General features: G+C 47.7%; 21 protein-coding genes. 1 reads left to right on the top strand and 20 read right to left on the bottom strand.

The window, feature by feature from the left end; translation table 11 throughout:
• Position 1 precedes the first annotated feature (1 nt).
• Genes bshA through G9F48_RS13715 form a run of 5 tightly spaced genes read right to left on the bottom strand, consistent with a single transcriptional unit; the run spans position 2 to position 3,422 of the window.
• Entirely contained in the window at positions 2-1,135 is a 1,134-nt protein-coding gene (gene bshA / locus G9F48_RS13735; protein WP_020955989.1) for an N-acetyl-alpha-D-glucosaminyl L-malate synthase BshA, read from the bottom strand.
• Positions 1,132-1,845 (bottom strand): bacillithiol biosynthesis deacetylase BshB1, encoded by a 714-nt coding sequence (bshB1, locus tag G9F48_RS13730; RefSeq protein ID WP_003153501.1) that lies wholly within the window; start codon positions 1,843-1,845, stop codon positions 1,132-1,134. Before bshB1 ends, bshA begins: the two co-directional genes overlap by 4 nt.
• The gene (mgsA, locus tag G9F48_RS13725) at positions 1,838-2,251 is read right to left on the bottom strand and encodes a methylglyoxal synthase (protein WP_003153499.1); all 414 of its coding nucleotides are present in this window, start codon (positions 2,249-2,251) and stop codon (positions 1,838-1,840) included. Before mgsA ends, bshB1 begins: the two co-directional genes overlap by 8 nt.
• Positions 2,252-2,274: 23 nt before the next feature.
• Positions 2,275-3,078 (bottom strand): 4-hydroxy-tetrahydrodipicolinate reductase, encoded by an 804-nt coding sequence (dapB, locus tag G9F48_RS13720; protein ID WP_071391699.1) that lies wholly within the window; start codon positions 3,076-3,078, stop codon positions 2,275-2,277.
• A gap of 8 nt (positions 3,079-3,086) precedes the next feature.
• Entirely contained in the window at positions 3,087-3,422 is a 336-nt protein-coding gene (locus G9F48_RS13715) for a nucleotide pyrophosphohydrolase (protein WP_003153495.1), read from the bottom strand.
• 142 nt (positions 3,423-3,564) lie between these two features.
• On the opposite strand from G9F48_RS13715, the gene G9F48_RS13710 reads away from it, so the two are divergent.
• Positions 3,565-4,437 carry a YitT family protein gene (locus G9F48_RS13710; RefSeq protein ID WP_003153493.1) on the top strand — a complete coding sequence of 291 codons (873 nt, stop codon included), beginning with the start codon at positions 3,565-3,567 and terminating at the stop codon, positions 4,435-4,437.
• A 23-nt stretch (positions 4,438-4,460) separates the two neighbouring features.
• On the opposite strand, the gene G9F48_RS13705 is transcribed toward G9F48_RS13710, so the two are convergent.
• The 15 genes from G9F48_RS13705 to G9F48_RS13635 form a co-directional block, all read right to left on the bottom strand.
• Complete coding sequence (locus G9F48_RS13705) at positions 4,461-5,636, bottom strand: oxalate decarboxylase family bicupin (RefSeq protein WP_101562226.1); 1,176 nt, start codon at positions 5,634-5,636, stop codon at positions 4,461-4,463.
• 29 nt (positions 5,637-5,665) lie between these two features.
• Positions 5,666-6,448 (bottom strand): sporulation protein YpjB, encoded by a 783-nt coding sequence (gene ypjB / locus G9F48_RS13700; protein ID WP_017418030.1) that lies wholly within the window; start codon positions 6,446-6,448, stop codon positions 5,666-5,668.
• 67 nt (positions 6,449-6,515) lie between these two features.
• Complete coding sequence (locus G9F48_RS13695) at positions 6,516-7,109, bottom strand: DUF1405 domain-containing protein (RefSeq protein WP_185153154.1); 594 nt, start codon at positions 7,107-7,109, stop codon at positions 6,516-6,518.
• A 107-nt stretch (positions 7,110-7,216) separates the two neighbouring features.
• Positions 7,217-7,984: a menaquinol-cytochrome c reductase cytochrome b/c subunit gene (locus tag G9F48_RS13690; protein WP_003153486.1), complete on the bottom strand. Its 768-nt coding sequence runs from the start codon at positions 7,982-7,984 to the stop codon at positions 7,217-7,219.
• Between the two features lie 31 nt (positions 7,985-8,015).
• Positions 8,016-8,690, bottom strand: coding sequence for a menaquinol-cytochrome c reductase cytochrome b subunit (gene qcrB / locus G9F48_RS13685; RefSeq protein ID WP_003153485.1), 675 nt, complete (start codon positions 8,688-8,690; stop codon positions 8,016-8,018).
• A 1-nt stretch (position 8,691) separates the two neighbouring features.
• Positions 8,692-9,195 (bottom strand): ubiquinol-cytochrome c reductase iron-sulfur subunit, encoded by a 504-nt coding sequence (locus G9F48_RS13680; RefSeq protein WP_003153484.1) that lies wholly within the window; start codon positions 9,193-9,195, stop codon positions 8,692-8,694.
• A 137-nt stretch (positions 9,196-9,332) separates the two neighbouring features.
• A complete protein-coding gene (locus G9F48_RS13675) occupies positions 9,333-9,779 on the bottom strand; it encodes a YpiF family protein (protein WP_003153483.1) in 447 nt (148 codons plus the stop codon).
• 54 nt (positions 9,780-9,833) lie between these two features.
• Positions 9,834-10,373 carry a ReoY family proteolytic degradation factor gene (locus G9F48_RS13670; RefSeq protein WP_003153482.1) on the bottom strand — a complete coding sequence of 180 codons (540 nt, stop codon included), beginning with the start codon at positions 10,371-10,373 and terminating at the stop codon, positions 9,834-9,836.
• 73 nt (positions 10,374-10,446) lie between these two features.
• Complete coding sequence (locus G9F48_RS13665; RefSeq protein WP_003153480.1) at positions 10,447-11,718, bottom strand: tetratricopeptide repeat protein; 1,272 nt, start codon at positions 11,716-11,718, stop codon at positions 10,447-10,449.
• A gap of 318 nt (positions 11,719-12,036) precedes the next feature.
• Positions 12,037-13,323, bottom strand: coding sequence for a 3-phosphoshikimate 1-carboxyvinyltransferase (gene aroA / locus G9F48_RS13660; RefSeq protein WP_003153479.1), 1,287 nt, complete (start codon positions 13,321-13,323; stop codon positions 12,037-12,039).
• An 11-nt stretch (positions 13,324-13,334) separates the two neighbouring features.
• A complete protein-coding gene (locus G9F48_RS13655) occupies positions 13,335-14,450 on the bottom strand; it encodes a prephenate dehydrogenase (protein ID WP_071392574.1) in 1,116 nt (371 codons plus the stop codon).
• A gap of 51 nt (positions 14,451-14,501) precedes the next feature.
• Positions 14,502-15,584, bottom strand: coding sequence for a histidinol-phosphate transaminase (gene hisC, locus G9F48_RS13650; protein WP_043021738.1), 1,083 nt, complete (start codon positions 15,582-15,584; stop codon positions 14,502-14,504).
• Between the two features lie 11 nt (positions 15,585-15,595).
• Positions 15,596-16,393, bottom strand: coding sequence for a tryptophan synthase subunit alpha (gene trpA / locus G9F48_RS13645; RefSeq protein WP_070082032.1), 798 nt, complete (start codon positions 16,391-16,393; stop codon positions 15,596-15,598).
• Complete coding sequence (gene trpB, locus G9F48_RS13640; RefSeq protein ID WP_165409630.1) at positions 16,386-17,588, bottom strand: tryptophan synthase subunit beta; 1,203 nt, start codon at positions 17,586-17,588, stop codon at positions 16,386-16,388. Before trpB ends, trpA begins: the two co-directional genes overlap by 8 nt.
• Positions 17,569-18,222: a phosphoribosylanthranilate isomerase gene (locus tag G9F48_RS13635; protein ID WP_165409629.1), complete on the bottom strand. Its 654-nt coding sequence runs from the start codon at positions 18,220-18,222 to the stop codon at positions 17,569-17,571. The genes trpB and G9F48_RS13635 overlap by 20 nt, the downstream gene beginning before the upstream one ends.
• Positions 18,223-18,225 lie beyond the last annotated feature (3 nt).

Below are 18,225 nucleotides of genomic sequence, written 5' to 3'. Positions count from 1 at the left end.
ATCACTCCGGTCCTGCCAATTCGTCATAAATCCGTTCATACTGACTGACGATTCTTTGCGAAGAAAAGGCGGTCTCCACCATTTTCAGCGCATGATCAGTCAATCGTTTGCTGAGCTGTTTATCTTCTAAAACAGCAAGCGCTTTTTCAGATGCCGCCTGAATATCGCCGACTTCCACCAGAAAACCGCTTACTTGATCTTTAATCACTTCGGGGATGCCGCCGATATTTGTTCCGATACACGGCACGCCGCAGGCCATCGCCTCAAGGAGGACGAGTCCGAAACTTTCTTTTTCAGACAGAAGAAGCTTAAGATCGCTGATGGAATACAGCTCTTCCACCCTGTCCTGATTTCCGAGGAGCAGCACTTGATCCTGCAGTCCGTATTTTTCGACAAGCTGCCAAGCGACGCACTTTTCCGGCCCGTCACCGACAAGCAGGAGCTTCGCCTTTGTGTTGGCTGCGATATTACGGAAAACGCGGATGACATCTTTAACACGTTTTACTTTTCTGAAGTTCGAAACATGGATGACGACCTTTTCATCCGGCAAAATACCATGTTTCTCTTTTATACTCTCTGTATTTTTCTTAAGATAAACACGTTCATCAATAAAGTTGTAGATGGTCTCAATTTTTTTATCCGGCTTGATTAAGTCATATGTTTCTCCGGCAAGCGCGGTTGATACCGCCGTCACTCTGTCGGACGCTTCGATGGCAAAACGGATTAAATCTTTTAATGACGGATCATATCCTAAAACGGTGATGTCCGTACCGTGAAGCGTCGTCACGATGCCGATGTCACGCTTGAGCATCTGCTTGGCGAGATAAGCGCATACCGCATGCGGCAGCGCATAATGCGCGTGAATGATATCAAGATTTTCCCTCGCGGCCACCTCGGCGATTTTGCTCGCCAGCGTAAGGTCATAAGGCGGATATTTAAATACCGCGTATTGGTTGACTTCCACCTCATGAAAATGAATATTCGGATGATATGTATTTAATCTGAACGGGATGCTTGATGTGATGAAATGAACCTGGTGCCCTTTTTCCGCAAGCAGCTTGCCGAGTTCCGTCGCAATAATACCCGAGCCTCCGACACTCGGGTAGCATGTAATCCCTATTTTTAATGGTCTCATTGTCCGCCCCCAAAAACATCATCATTCAAAACGGGAAGCTGTTTTGAAAAGAAGCCTTCAGCATACCCCGTCCCGGCTTCTTTGCCATACAGTCTTTCCCGCGCTTCCACCATTTCGATATAACCGTTGGTCAGCGGTGTGTTCACTGACTGCGCCGTAGGAATAAACTGGCTTTGATAGGCGTGCAGGCTTTCTTTTTTCAGATCGATGGTTTCCGTTATGTCGATTACAAAGTCCGGACGGTGAAACCCGTTGATCATATAATAGTATACGCGCTGAGCCTTATGAGCCGGCAGTTCCTGATGATCTCTGTATTTATGAATTCCCGCCGAGAACACCGCCTCTTCGACCAAAGCCGCCGCATTGCCGTGGTCAGGATGGCGGTCTTTCGGATAAGGCATGAAAACGGTTTTCGGCCGGCAGGCTCTGATGACACTGACAATCCGGCGGATGCCGTCCTCACTTTTCAAAAGCCCGCGGTCGGGAAGCGTAAGCTGGATTCTCTCTTTTACGCCGAGAATTCGTGCCGCCTCTGCCGCTTCTTCTTTTCTTATCCCTACCGTTCCGTTAGATGATAGTTCGGCCTCGGTCAAATCGCATATCACCGCGGTTTTTCCTTGAGCCGTAAATTTTGCGATCGTGCCGCCCATACCGATCTCGACATCATCACTATGAGCGCCGAACGCCAGAATATCAACGTGTTCAGACATTCGGCTCTCCTCCGCGCACAAGATTGCGGAAATCAAATGCCCCGCCGTCCAGCGTCCGGACGAGGATTTCCGCTGTTCCCATATTTGTGGCGAGCGGGATCGCGTATACGTCACACAGCCGGATCAGCGCCGAGACATCCGGTTCGTGAGGCTGCGCAGTTAACGGATCGCGCAGAAAAATGACGAGATCCAGGGCGTTTGCCGCAATCAATGCGCCGATTTGCTGATCTCCGCCGAGCGGGCCGGATTGAAAACGTTCAACGGACAATCCGGTCGCTTCCTGGATTTTTAAGCCTGTCGTACCCGTCGCGTATAACTCATGATGGCTCAGTATATCTTTATATGCGGTCGTAAACTGAACCATATCCTGCTTTTTTTTATCGTGAGCAATCAAAGCAATTTTCATTTGATGTTCTCCCCCTTGCCGATTCAGTCGATAATATTTTCGAGTCCGTATACAAGCTGGTCGATTTTCATCACTTGCTCCACTGACAGCTTCACTCCTGACATAAAGGAAGCCCGGTTATAGGAGTCATGGCGCAGTTTCAGCGTCTGGCCGTCCATGCCGAACATGACTTCCTGGTGGGCGATAAGGCCCGGCAGACGCACGCTGTGAAGGCGGATGCCGTTTAATTCAGCACCGCGGGCGCCCGGCAGAATTTCTTTTTCATCAGGATGGCCCTGCTGCTTTTCTGTACGGACGCTTGAAATCATTTCCGCTGTTTTCAGCGCCGTTCCGCTCGGGGCATCCAGCTTTTGATCATGATGAAGCTCAATGATTTCTACATCTTCAAAATAGTTGGCGGCCATTTGTGAGAACTTCATCATCAGCACCGCGCCCAATGCAAAATTCGGAGCGATGATAGCGCCGATTCCTTTTTCTTCAGTCAAGCCTTGAAGCTCCTCTAAATCCGCTTCAGAAAATCCGGTCGTTCCCACAACGGGGCGTACGCCGTGTTCAAGAGCGGCTTTCGTATGTTTTTTGCCGATTTCAGGCGTTGTCAAATCGATCAGCACATCCGGTTTTGTTTCTTGGAAACATGCGCGGATATCCGTATAAATAAGTGCGTCTGAATCAGCTGACATCACTTCCCGCAATGTTTGCTGATCGTATGTATGGTCAATGGCGCCGACAAGCTCAAAATGAGGCGTGCGGACGGCAAGTTTTACGGCCTCCTGGCCCATTCTGCCTCTCGGTCCGGCAATGACGACTTTAATGGTTTCATTTGACATGGTTTCTCCTACTTTCCTTCTTCTTTTCTAGTCCAGCGGTCTTTATCACGTGTATTAAATTTATGCATGACGCGGTTATGAGCTTCCTCCAATGAAATATCAAGGGAGTTGGCGAGGCAGATCAGGACGAACAGCACATCGCCCATTTCCTCTTCCATGCTTTTCTCATTTTCCGTCGTTTTCTTCGGCTTTTCCCCATAATAATGGTTGACTTCTCTTGCAAGTTCGCCCAGTTCTTCCGTGAGACGGGCCATCATGGCAAGCGGGCTGAAATAGCCTTCTTTGAATTGGCCGATATATTCATCGACCTCAGCTTGTAAGTCTTTCATCGTTTTGTCACTCACTGTGCGAATACCTCCTGTCATCTCTTCCATGTTAGCTAATTCAAGTACATTTGACAAATGTTAAAAACGGCAGTTTGCTGTTTTCTTTTGTATCCACTATAATATTTACGCAATCTTATGGAAGGAAAAGGGGTTTGATGCAATGCTTGGAGAAATCAGAATCAAAAACATTTGCTTTATTTTAATCGGCGCCGCTGTTTTTTCATTCGGACTGGTTCACTTTAATATGCAGAACAATTTGGCGGAAGGCGGATTTACCGGCATTACGCTGCTTTTATATGCGTTATTCCACATCAGCCCTTCTATTTCCAACCTGGTATTAAACATTCCTATCTTTTTCATCGGCTGGCGTATGCTCGGCCGGACGATGTTTGTCTATACCCTGATCGGCACCGTCTCTCTTTCCGTTTTTCTGAGTGTTTTTCAGCGCTACGAAATTCATATGCCGCTGTCGCATGATTTAGCGCTGGCCGCCTTGTTCGCCGGTGTTTTTATCGGCGCGGGTCTCGGCATTATTTTTAAATACGGCGGCACGACGGGCGGGGTCGATATCATCGCCAGGCTGATCAACAAATTTTTCGGAATCCCGATGGGCCGGACGATGTTTGCCTTTGACGCCTGTGTCATTCTGCTTTCTTTGTTTACGTATCTTTCTTACAAGGAAGCGATGTACACGCTTGTAGCCGTTTTTGTCGCTGCGAGATTGATTGATTTTATACAGGAAGGCGGCTATGCCGCAAAAGGGGCAACGATTATTTCTTCGAAAAACGATTTGATCCAGCAAAAAATCATTGAAGAGATGGAGCGCGGCGTCACCGTTTTAAAAGGACAGGGATCATATACAAAAGAAGACAGGGACGTTCTTTACTGCGTCGTTCCGAAAAACGAAATTGTGCTTTTGAAAAGCGTCATCACTTCCGTTGACCCGCACGCCTTTGTTGCAGTAAGCGACGTCCATGATGTGCTCGGCGAAGGATTTACGCTTGATGAAAATAAAAATCCGATCAGACGATAATAAAAAGGCGGCTTTTGCCGCCTTTACTGTTCGTGTTTCCATTTGACAACCGGTGATTTTTTCTTTTTCAATCGGCGGGCGAATGCCGGACTGACATTGAGCGTCTGCTCGACGAAGCGCTGCGGCGTCAGTGCCAGCCATTGATTTAAGGAGACGTCTTCGAAACGGTCGCTTTTGAAGATTTCCAGAAAGCGAAGCACGGTGTCACCGGTATTCTGAACATAATGTCCCATTGCAAAAGGAACATATCCTACGTCACCCGCTTGATAGTTAAATGTCCGCGCTCTTCCCTCCGCCGCAAACACCGTCATTTTCGCTTCTCCTGAAAGATAATACTGCCACTCGTCCGTATTGGGATGCCAATGCAATTCTCTCATGCCTCCGGGTTCGACCTCCACGAGAGCTGCGGCAATCGTTTTTGACACCTTAAACGTTTTTGAATCGACAATCTTTACTCTTCCCCCGCCGGTAACAAGAGGCTCCTGCCGGGAAAGCTTGTAGCTGAATGGCTCCAAAACGGGGCCTTCCGGGGAAGAAACTGCTGCCCGCTCAATAGGGGGAGGCGGTTCCAGCTGGAACATGTAACGCTCTTTCTTGTGAATGTAAGCCAGCTCATAACCCGGAACACCGAAGTTCGCCTCCAGCACGCTGCGCGGGGTATGGGCAAACCAGTCCGTTACTGAAAAGGTGCTGTTTTCTGAAAAAGAGCCGTCATCAAAGACGAGCAAAAACTCACTTCCCTGCTCTAATCCTTGAATGGAATGAGGAATGCCGGAAGGAAAATACCACAGGTCCCCTTCACTTACGTTATCAATAAAATTCCGCCCATTTTGATCGACCGCAGTTAAACGTACTCCTCCGTTAATCACATATCCCCATTCGGCTTCTTTATGCCAATGAAGCTCCCGCACAGCTCCCGGTTTCAGTCTCATGTTCACCGCCGCGATGTTTTTGGATACCGGCAGTTCCCTGACCGTCACCTCTCTGGACCATCCGCCGTCTTCAAGCCTCATATGCGTATCAGAAAATGAGAATTTCAAGTTTTGAACCGTTCCTGAATCCGTTGAAGGCGGAACGAGCATGTCAGGATTCTGGAAGTCACGCGCGAGGTTTCGCGGTCCTTCGTCAGTCGCCCCTTTTCTGCCTCTGATCGGCTGCGGGAGGTGTTTTGAAGCCAATTGCTGGATGAGTTTTTTCACTGGCTTAGCTCCTTTACAGCAATTTTTGTTTATTTAGACTTAGGATACTCACGCTTTTTCTCTTTCTTTTTTTCCGCTCTGTATTTTCGGTAGCCGACATATGTCAGCGCAGTAATAATGATACCGCCTGTTGTCAGAATGACCCAGAGCAGCGAAGGGTCAGCGTCATCCCGCTCCACCTTGTCAAAAACCCGCTTTAAATCCTGCTGCAGGAGCGTCAGACGCTCAAGCTTTGTTCCTTTTGTCATCTGCTGAAACCCTTCCTGCTCAATCACCTCGATATGTTTCGCCACCGTATCAAGCTGGCCGGCCGACACATCCATTGTCAGGCTGGGATAAATTAAATCATATAATGATATAAATTCATTCCACTTTTCATTGAAATTTTCACTTCCGTTTCCGCTGACATCTTCTTTTAAGGCGCTGAATGTCGCCATAATCGGTCTTTCAAGCGAACCCCACAGCGGATCGGAGTGGTCTTCCATCGCATCCATTACCAACCTGAACTGGGCGGCTGCCCGGATTTTTTCGGTATCTGAGGCGTCTGCCTGTTTCAGGACGCGCACTAAATCATTAAAGCCCAGAGTCACCTGCCTGACTTCGGCGCCGCTCAGTGAGTTTACGTGTGTCATTTTTTTCTTAAAGTAGCCAAGCACTTGCAGAGCCTCATCATACTGCGAATGCCGCGTCATTTGGAAAACGGTATCCGAAAGGTCGTTCAGTTCCTTGAGACCGCCCTCATCTTCAGCTTTGGCAGTTGTGATGAAACACATAAGAGCAAGTAAAAGACAGATCGTCAGCTTTCGTTTCATAGAGGTCCCTCCCACTCCTTCTCTTTACAGAATATGAGGAGCGGGACAAGGTTAGACCAAGATTCTATCAGTGTAAGTCAAGCTTTATCCGTCTTTTGGAAATCACCAAATAGTATGCAAGGCCGAGTGAAAATATGCTCAGCCAGAATGTAGCATACCCGATCTCTTGCATATAGTCATTGAGCATTGAGTAGCGGGGCATCATGCCGAAAAGATAATCAATGACATCATTATGAAGCGTCCAAACAGCGGCAACGGCAAGATGCCATAACCGGAACCGAAAATACGGGCTGTATAAAACGCCTTGAACGGCCATGGCAAAATGTGAAGCAATCAGCATGTACCCTTCCCAAGGCACCTGCCCCATTTTGACCAGCACAAAGATATTCATTCCGACCGCCCACAGCCCGTATTTTACAAGGGTTACAAGAGCCAGCGCTTCAAACAGCGGCGCGTTTCTTCCCATGAGAAATGCCAGAAGCACAAACAGGAAGAAAAACGTCGCCGTCGGGCTGTCAGGCACAAATATCAGAAATCGGAACGGCGTGTCCGCAAGCTGCGGCACATACCAATAATAGCCGTACACCGTACCGATAAAATTAACGGCAAGAACAAGCAGAAGCATGCCGCGCAACCCTAAAAGATAAGAAATCCACCTCATACCATCAACTCTCAGTCCGTAAAAAGTATGTATCATGCAAAAAAAGCTGACATCCGGTCAGCTCTTTTCATAAAAGTATATCCTGCTGTTGTCTACTTCACAATACGTTATTTCGCTGTCGTTTCAGAAATGAACTTCGCCAGCTGATCAAGCTGTTTGTCATTCCCTTTAAAAATACCGGCTGGCATCTGCCCTTTCCCTTTGACGGCGATTTTTTTAATTTCTTCCGGGCTCAGCCCGTTATCGACCAGGGACGGACCGGCGCCTCCCCCTTGAAGATTATCCCCGTGACAGGAAATACAGCCTTGTTCTTTAAATACCTTATAACCGTCTGATTCAGTATCAATGGCGGCTTCTTTTTTTATTTTCCCTTGCTCCTCCGCCTTCGCCCAGTCATGTGTCGCGACTGACTGCCACGTTAAAAAGACCGTAGCGCAAAGCGCCAAAAGCATCATCCCGACGGCAACCGGACGCTTCCACGGCCTTCTTTCAGACCCCCTGTCGAGAAACGGAGCCAAAAGCAGCGACCCGAAGGCAAGCCCCGGTATAATCATCGCTCCGATAACGGTGTAGCTCCCTGCGGCATATTCATATTTTAAAAGCTGGTATAAAAATAGAAAATACCAATCCGGCAGCGGAATATACCCTGTATCCGTCGGGTCCGCCACCCGTTCCAAAGGCGGCTCGTGCACAATCGTTAAAACGAGAAATCCGACGAGGAAAACGGCTCCGACCATCCATTCTTTCAGCAGGAAGTTCGGCCAAAACGCCTCTGTCTTTCCAGGATACTCTGAATAGTCTTTCGGTATATTCGGTTTTTTTTCAGCCGGTATCCTTGAATCTCCTACAAACTTCATTCCTTTCCCCCGGTGCATGTCATCCCCTCCCTTTTATATCAGATTTGTATTAAAGCGGTCCTGAAATTCCCTGCTTGCGGATCATGACAAAGTGGGCGCCCATGAGCGCAAACAAAGCGGCAGGGAGAAAAAATACGTGAATCGCAAAAAATCTCGTCAGCGTTTGAGCGCCGACAATATCGTGGTGGCCGGCAAGAAGAGTTTTCACCTGCGCTCCGATCAATGGCGTCGCCTCCGCAATCTGAAGACCTACCTTTGTCGCAAACAGCGCCTTCATATCCCACGGAAGCAGATACCCTGTAAAACCGAGACCGAGCATCACAAAAAAGATCAGAACACCGACGATCCAGTTCAATTCCCGAGGCTTTTTATAAGCTCCCTGAAAGAAAACCCGCAGCGTATGTAAAAACATCATCACGATGACTAAACTTGCGCCCCAATGGTGCATACCCCTTACAATCTGCCCGAAAGCGACTTCATTCTGCAAATAATACACAGATTCCCACGCGTTTTTAATATCCGGCACATAATACATCGTTAAAAACATCCCGGACAGCACTTGGATAACGGTTACAAAAAACGTCAAACCGCCGAAACAATAGACAAAAGCCGAGAAATGGTGAGCGGGATTTACATGTTCCGGCACTTCATGGTCGGCGATATCCCGCCACATCGGCGTAATATCGAGACGTTCATCCACCCAGTCATAAATTTTATTCAGCATGTCACCCTTCCCCCCTAGGCTTTGCTTTTCCAAGATACAAAAAGCCGTCCTTTACTTTTTGCTCATAACGGTCAAGAGGCGCGAGCGGCGGCGTGCCCGGAACGTTCGTGCCGTCTTTTTCATACAGACCGTAATGGCAGGGACAAAAGAATTTGTTCGGATTTTTAGGATCATTGTTCCAGTTTACGGTGCAGCCTAAATGCTTGCAGATCGGAGAAAGCGCTATAATTTCATCCCCATGCTTGTAAACCCAGGCTGATCTGGATTCTTCCGATTCGTACCAGGCGTCGACTTGATGAATTTTAAAGTCAAACCGCTTCGGCTCCTTCGTCAGCTCATCCACACTGACAACCTGCACCATTTTTTGATCTCCCGTCGGTTTTAATACCGGGTCCAGCGCAAAACGGACCATAGGCATAAGCGCACTGGCGGCCATAAATCCCCCCACGCCGGTGAGCGCATAGTTTAAAAATTGTCTTCTTGATATATCTTGTTTTCCGCCCATCTCTTCCCCCCCTAAAGATTGACCAAAAATTAACTAAAATAGAAAATAATTCTGATATTTGACACCCTCATAATATATGAATCTTTCAGCAAGGTCAACAGAGGCAAAACGGGTGTTTTGCAGGATGCCTGGAGTTTTTAAGAATTGTTCCACTTCTGTAACAAAACGTTCAAAATTTCTCCGCACTTGTCATCCGCTATTTTTCTCTTTAAAGAGTCTTTCATATGTTCAAACGGAACGGCAGGTATGTATATGACATCAGACCCTATTTCAGAATCCTTCCATTTTTCGTCTGCCGTCAGGAACAAGGCGTGCCGGAAGTTGGTCATCACCTCTTCTTTGAGTTTTTGAAGCAGGGCGATTTGTGATTGGTCTATATCAACATATGTATAAGAGGGGAATAAATATACCCGTCCCTTCAATTGGCGCTCAAGCTCTTCAGAAAGCAATTGAGTGCTTTCCCCCTGTTCAACGGCCTCTTTTAAGCCTCCTGAAGACGTTATGGAAATTAACGGAATGACAGCGGTATCAATGTAATCCGCAGATTGTAAATAGGCATCGGCATCAGCGGCCCTCCATCTCATGTCTCGTTCCTCCTCTTTACGCAACAAGCCTTGCATATTCTGCAAGGCTGTCATTTATGTGAGCTGATTCAATTGGCGGGAAAGCTTTTCAAATGTTTCTTTGTCGTGGCGGTCCAGCGCCTCGTCGATATCTTTAAGCAGCTTTTCCCGCTGGAAAGTGGAAATGGCATGTTCTAATATTTTTTCAGCCATCCCCTGATCCTGTTTATTTTCAAACAGGTCTTTCGGCAGATGCGGATTTGATTCAAGAACAGCGGCATATTCCGGTGAGCTGTAGGCCGAACGGAAATTCAGCTGGATAAATAAATCCTGCTGTTTATTTAACCGGATGTCGTGAAAAGATTTTTCCGCGTCCGTAGTCATGACATTTTCTTTGTAAAACCTAAACGGCACCTCATCAACGCAATGAGTAGACATGATAATGCCTCTCGGGCAAAATTCGGCTTGTTCTACAAAATGGACTTTTTCCATTAATGAATCATGACTCATTAAATAATTTAAAATCCAGACGCACTCCCGGCGTTTAAGCTGATAATGATTTAAAAACCAACGGATAAAATCCTTTTTTTCATTGACAGAAACAGGGGTCTGCATGTAATTCCCTCCTCTATCGATCGTATAATCTGACATCACTTATACATTCAGCAAGCATGGTCCAAAATCCTGCTTATCTTAAAAATTCATCCTCTATCCGTAAGATTGTTTCTTCAAGCTCTTCGTTTGTTCCATCCATTGAAAGCACTTGTTTTAAAAGCGGCAGCGCTTCTTTCTGGAGACCCTCTTCCAATAAGAAGTGAGCGTATTCATATAAGAAATCCCGATCATCCTGATAATGGAGATACGCAGCTTCGAAGCTTTTTTTCGCTTCAGCGTATTGTTCAAGGCCTGTATAGGCCCCCGCCAAATACCAATTGTATTTCGGATCTTCTTCTCCGTAGCCGCGGACTTCCTGAATCAGATCAATAATCTCTTCAAAGCTTTCTTCTTTATGATAGACGGCTAAAAGCGTATGGAGCGCTTCCACGTAACCCGGATCGAGCGCCAGCGCTTCCTGAAGAAGCTTTTTGCCTTCCTCTTCGCTGCCGAGCTTTAACGCCATTTTCGCCGCATAGAGAAAAAGCTCTTTATTGTATTCATCGTAAGTAATACCTTCTTTAGCGGTTTTTAATGCATCTTCATACATGCCTTCTGCCTCGTAGCTTTTTGCAAGCGGCATATAAAGCGATGAATAGGAAGGATCAAGCCCTTTTAAATCAGACAGCTGCTTGATGGCTGTTTTGACCATTCCCGCCTGATAGGCTGTGAACCCGTACCCGAAAATCGTATTCGGTTCTGTATGTTCTGCCGCCGCTTTTTCATACCATGAAATCGCTTCCTCAAATTCACCCGCCGCGCTCAATGACTCAGCCAGCCTCTGATGAACATTTACGCCGCCGATTTCGTGCCGTTCTTTTGCCGTCTCTTCATAGTAAGGAACGGCTTTTGCGTATGATCCCTGAGTGAAGTATAATTCCCCCAGAGCGAAATCAATAACAGGTTCATCTTGTAACATCGCTTTCGCCTGTAACAGCTTTTGCTCACTTACTTCAAATAAGCCCTGCATCTGATACAGATCAGCCATTAAAAGAAGGCTTTCCGCGTAAGACGGGTCTTCCGGAGAAATCGTCTCCAGCACCTCAAGAGCTTTTTCTTCTTCATCAATATCTATTAACAATTCGGCGTAAAAATTCGTCAGCTCAGACTCACCCGGATAGAGGTCATGCAGATCACTGATCAGCGCTAACGCTTTTTCGGCGTTTCCCCATTCATAGTAGAGCTGGGCTGCAATGGCTTTGTCTTCGTCATGAAGCTCTGTTTCAGCTTTTGAAAGCGCTTTGAGTCCCTTTTCGGTTTCACCTGCTTCAACTAATTTTATGGCTTCTTGAATCAATGTATTCAAATCAGACCGGTCCTTTCTTTTCCTATACCTCATCAACCAAATGAAAAGGGTTTTTATTCGGGTTATTCTTATCATAATTCAGACAGGGCCTGCCCGCAAATAAGATGCTTCACCCGGCATTATAGTTTATCAGAAAATGGTTAAGAGGAAAACGGCAAAAAAGGGGACGGCATCTTTATACGCAAACAGCGCAATTTATTCCGGCTGTTTCTGTAACGAAAACGCATTCCCCCTTTCTGTTATTTTTCTGTTTAAGACAAGCTATGTCAAAGCCCAAGATTTTATGACACATGAAGAAAAAAGCCCGAAGAATCGTCTTCAGGCTTTTTTGGCTAATTGATCTAAATGCTCAAAGAATGTCGGATATGAGACATGGATCGCCTCTGTATCACGGATGTCGATCGGCTCTTCTGTCAGGCATGAAGCGATACCGAGCATCATGCCGATGCGGTGGTCGCCGTGGCTTGACACATCGGCTCCGCCCGCAAGCGTTTTTTTGCCGTGTATTTTCATGCCGTCTTCAGTCGGTTCAATGTCTGCGCCGATTTTCCGGAGCTCTGATACGACGGTGTCGATCCGGTTCGTTTCCTTCACCTTCAGCTCCGCAGCGTCTTTAATGACAGTTGTGCCTTCAGCCTGCGTTGCCAAAAGGGCGATAATCGGGATCTCGTCAATTAAACGGGGAATGATTTCTCCGCCGATTTCTGCCGCTTTCAGAGCTGAGGTTTCAATAACCAGGTCTCCGTAAGGCTCTGCGCTGTCCGCTTCTGAAGGAATCACTTCAAGTGAAGCCCCCATTTGCTTTAAGACATCAATCATCCCCGTGCGTGTCGGGTTCAGGCCGACGTTTTTCAGCACAATCCGGCTTCCGGGAACGACAGCGCCTGCCGCGAGGAAAAAGGCCGCTGAAGAAATATCGCCGGGCACGAAAATATCGGCTCCCCGAAGCTTCTGACCGCCCGTTACGGAAGCGCTCGTCTCCGTTTCCGCAAGCTCGGCGCCAAAAGCGTTCAGCATCCGTTCCGTATGGTCTCTTGATTTATGAGGCTCAGTGACGGTCGTCGTCCCTTCAGCCTGCAATCCGGCAAGCAGCACGGCAGATTTGATCTGCGCGCTTGCAACAGGGGAGACGTAATCAATGCCTTTCAATTGTCCGCCTCTTACGGATAAAGGCGTAAACCCTCCGTCCGCTCTTCCGTCAATCGCGGCTCCCATCTGTTTTAAAGGCTCCGTCACCCTCTTCATCGGGCGCTTTGCAATACTTTCATCGCCCGCTACCGTACTGTGAAATGGGCGTCCGGCTAAAATGCCGAGCATCAGGCGGATGGTCGTGCCGGAATTCCCGACATCAAGAAGGCTGTCAGGCTCACAAAGTGCGTCAATGCCCTTTCCGTATATCGTTACATCACTTCCGTTTTGTTCAATGGAGACACCCATTTTTCTGAAGCAGGCAATGGTGCTCAGACAATCGGCTCCGGGCAAAAAGTTTTTTACCGTTGTCGTTCCTTCCGCAAGCGCTCCGAACATAACAGAACGGTGGGAGATGGATTTATCCCCCGGAATATGAATTTCACCGTTTAAAGACGTCACTTTTTCTCTTTTCAATGTTTTCCACCTCAGTCAGCGTAAAATGTGTCATATTTGGCGCGGGATTGAATGCAGGTTTCCGCGCGCTTCCGGTCATCATCAGTCTGGAAACTGATTCTGAGAATTCCGTTAATATCTTCTCTTGTTTCGATAATGCGGATGTTGGTGATACTGATTTTTTCTTCTGCCAGTATCGCCGTAATTTCCGAAATGACCCCCGGATGATCGGGAACATCGACATAAAGGTCATAAAAGGACGGGATCGCTCCTTTTTGACGGAGCGGCAGACCGTCGCGATAATCTTTCGCTTTTTTAAAATATCCGAACAGGCTGTCCGCATCTTCATTTTCTACATAAGATTCGATCGTGTCAATCTCCCGTTTCCATTCTTTGAAGCGGTCAAGCAGTTTATCTTTGTTATGAAGAAGTATGTCCCTCCACATCGCCGGACTGCTTGAGGCGATTCTGGTGATGTCCCGAAAACCGCCGGCTGCGAAACGCTTCAAAAACGGATAATCTTCTTCAGAATGATGAGCCTGATGGACGAGGCTTGCAGCAACGATATGAGGGAAATGGCTGATGACGCTCGTTACGCCGTCATGCTCCTCGGGAGTCATCTCCACAAAGTGGGCGTTTGCCGCTTTCAAGAGTTCCTTCAGATGCGTTACTGACTCTTTAGAAGTTGATTTTCCGGGTGTTAAAATGTAAAACGCATTTTCGAATAAAAATTCTTTCGCGGCAGCGGCCCCGGATTTATGAGATCCCGCCATCGGATGGCCGCCGACAAATTGATAGTGAGCCGGAAGCACTTTGTCGGCGTAGCTGACGACTTTCTGTTTCGTGCTGCCCACATCCGTAATCAGGAGTTCATGGGTGATGTCTGATGCGGCCAGCATATCGAGCATTTTCAGCGTTTGGGCGACAGGCGTGGCGATAATGACAACAGACGCTTGCTGCGCCCCTTCCGTCAATGAGCCGGCCCGCTCGTCAATAATTCCGAGCTTCAGCGCGGCAGTGAGCTGTTCTTCCGAAATATCCACACCGATAATCCGTTTATGCGGATGCTCCTTTTTGATGGCCAATGCGATCGATCCGCCGATCAGCCCGATCCCCGCAAGCAATATAGTATCCTTCATTTCACTCATTTCCTTTTTCATCTATTTTAATAGAGCAAAGAGGTGATGCTTGATCACCTCTTATAATATTTCAGCTAAAATTGTGAGAATTTCCTCATTCTGCTCTTTCGTACCGACCGTAATCCTTAACGCTGTCGGAAATCCGAGCGCCTGTCCTGAGCGGACGATATATCCTTTTTCCAACAGGGCTTGGAACAGTTCATCCGCCGGACGGTTAAAATCAATGAGCACAAAGTTGGTTTGTGAAGGATAACAAGTTAATCCGTGAGTTTCCGCAAAATCATAATACTGCTTAAGGCCGGCTTTATTTTTCTCGACGCATTCCTGGATAAATGTCTGGTCGTCAAGCGCTGCCAGTGCCGAAGCCTGACCGATTCTGCTCGTATTGAACGGCTCTCTCGCCGGTTCAATCTGGCGGATCAGCGCTTCGTCCGCAATGCCGTATCCGACGCGCAGCGCGGCAAGTCCGTACGCTTTAGAGAAGGTGCGGAGGATCATGACATTCGGATATTGCTTTAAAAGCGGAATGCTTTCTGGGTAATCTTCCGCCGTAACATACTCGTAGTACGCTTCATCAAGGACAACGAGTATATGCTCGGGAACTCTGTTTAAAAAGGCAATTAGCTCTTGCTCAGAAGTATATGTCCCCGTCGGATTATTGGGGTTGCATACCCATATGACTTTCGTCTCGCCGTCAATTGCTTCCAGCATCCGGTCCAAATCATGAGCGCCGTCACTGCGGAGCGGCACCTCGCGCACCTCAGCGCCTTCAATCACCGCATTGTGTCTGTATTGCGGGAAAGTCGGGGCGGCGGTAATCGTGTTTGCCTGATCATTTAATAAAGAACGGCAGATAATCTGCACTAGCTCATCTGAGCCGTTTCCGAAAATGATCGAAGATTCACTGACCTGCAGATGCTCACTGAGCCGCGTTCTCAAAGCGGCACTGTAACCGTCGGGATACAGCGCAAGCTGCTCAATCTCCTGATGCAGCGCATCTTTTGCGGCCTGTGAACAGCCGAACGGATTTTCGTTAGAAGCGAGTTTTACTACTTTTTCAAGCCCGTATTCCATTTTCACTTCTTCTATTGGTTTGCCCGGCTGATACGGTTTCAGCTGCCGCAGCTGTTCTTTAATCTGCAAATCCAGTCACCTCATTTTACACTGTACAGTCGTCCGAACGTCTTTGCGTATTCTTCAAATTCAAGAAGCGCATCAGCTCTTGTGCCGGGATTCACAAGCTTTGTTTTAAGCTCTTCAACTTTTTTGACAAGCGCGCTGCCGACAACGACACCGTCAGATATTTCATTCATCCCGTCAACCTGTTTGCGGTTTGAAATGCCAAAACCGACCGCCACCGGAACAGAGCTGAATTCTTTCACCTTACGGATGAAAGAGTATACAGAAGGATCGAATTCGCTGCGTACGCCCGTCACTCCTAAAGAGGATACACAATACACAAAGCCGCGGGCCTGTTCAGTAATTATTTTCAAACGGTCTTCACTTGTCGGCGCAACCAGTGAGATATAAGCGATGTTCTCCTTTTTGCATGTCATTTGCAAAAGGGCGCTTTCCTCTAATGGAAGGTCGGGTACAAGCAGGCCGTCTATGTCGTTTTCCCGCAGTAAAGCGAAAAAGTATTCTTTTTCTAATTGTAACACAGGATTATAATACGTAAAGAGGATAATTGGAATATGAACGCCGTTTTTTTTCATTTTGCCGCCAAGTTCAATGGCTTTTACGATATTCATTCCGTTTTCCAGAGCCCGTTTTGAAGCCCGTTGTATGACGGGTCCGTCCGCAAGCGGATCTGTGTAAGGAACGCCGATTTCAAGGGCAGAAGCGCCTGCATTCTGTAATGATATTGCCAGTTCAACAGAAATGTCAGGAAGCGGATCGCCCGCTGTGATAAAAGGGATAAACAATTTTTCAGAATCTCGCAGATTAAACATGTGTCTCCACCCCGTTTTCCAAAACATTCATCAGCGTATGAACGTCTTTATCTCCTCTTCCCGACAAACTGACGAGAATGATTTTGTCTTTATCCATGTCCTTTGCCATTTCGAACGCTTTTGCCAGGGCGTGGGCAGATTCAATAGCCGGAAGAATACCTTCTGTTTCAGAAAGCAGACGTAACGCGGCAATCGCTTCATCGTCTGTCACGCTTTCGTACGTTACACGGCCGCTTTTGTGCAGATAGGCGTGCTCAGGGCCGATCCCCGGGTAATCAAGGCCTGCTGAAATGGAATACGGTTCGATAATCTGCCCGTATTTATCTTGTATTAAATAGGTCATTGATCCGTGAATCACCCCGAGCGTCCCTTTTGCGATCGTTGCCGCATGCAGCGGTGTATCAATCCCTTTTCCGGCCGCCTCGGCGCCGATCAGCTCAATATCTTCGTCTAAAAAGGCCTGAAATATGCCCATCGCATTGCTTCCGCCGCCGACACATGCAACAACCTTATCCGGGAGCGTTCCTTCAATCCGGCGGAGCTGTTCTTTCGCTTCCTCGCCGATGATTTTCTGAAATTCGCGAACGATATACGGATACGGGTGCGGACCCACTACAGAACCGATAAGATAGAAATGATCTTCACAATGCTGGACCCAATACCTGATTGCCTCATTCGTCGCATCTTTCAGCGTCCCGTTGCCGCTTGTGACCGGCACCACTTCCGCGCCGAGCAGTTTCATTCGGAATACGTTCAGCGACTGGCGCGCAACGTCTTCTTCACCCATAAAAACCGTACATTTAAAACCGAATTTTGCGGCGGCTGTCGCCGCAGCCACACCGTGCTGTCCCGCGCCGGTTTCGGCGATGATTTTCGTTTTGCCCATCTTTTTAGCAAGCAGAATCTGGCCTAACGCGTTGTTAATTTTATGAGAGCCGGTATGGTTTAAATCTTCTCTTTTCAGATAGATTTTCGCCCCTCCCAAATACTCTGACACCCTGTCTGCGAACGTTAATGCAGTCGGTCTTCCGGAGTAATCAAACAATAGTTTTTTATATTCGGCATGAAAAACGGGATCATTCTTTAATTCTGTGAAAGCCGTTTCGATTTCCTCAAGGGGCCGCATCAATGTTTCAGGGACAAATTTGCCGCCGAATTCGCCGTATCTTCCGATTTCATTTGGATATGGATACATAGTGGTTCATCCTTTCTTCTAAAAGCCGGATCAGTGTTTGATCCTTGTGTCCGTTTTTTTCAATTCCGCTGGCAAGATCTATACCGCACGGACGCGATCTCAGTAAGCCGGTAATCGTCTCAGGATTAACACCGCCCGCAATAAAACAGCGCTTGCTTGCATTTTGAGCCTGCTTTCGGTACAAGGGGACACGGGCCCATGAAAACGCGATTCCCGTCCCGCCTCTCATTCCTGTCACTGAAGAATCAATGACATAGCCGTCGACAGCAGGTGCAAATTGAGCCATCTGACGGAGCGTCCCTTCCCCGTGATGGAGCGCTTTCCATATTTCCGAGCGCACAAGCGGACGGAGACGGAGGGCATCCTCAGGCGATTCATCACCGTGAAGCTGGATGACGTCAAGTGCCAGATCAGAGGCGATTTGCCCGATGTTTTCTATCGTTTCATTTACAAATACTCCGACATGTTTCTTGTCTGTCCGGACCTGCTCTTTCCATTTCCGGACCTCATCCGGCGTTACTCTCCGTTTGCTTGGGGCAAAAATAAATCCCAGATAATCCGCTTCTGAAGCTGCCGCAAGTTCATAATCACGCTTCGATCGTATTCCGCAGTACTTTAACTCAGGCTTTTTCATATC

It is taken from the genome of Bacillus sp. EKM420B (assembly GCF_011065565.1).
GTDB lineage: Bacteria > Bacillota > Bacilli > Bacillales > Bacillaceae > Bacillus > Bacillus velezensis.
Note: the sequence above shows the minus strand (reverse complement) of the source record. Positions and strands in the feature narration are given on the sequence as shown.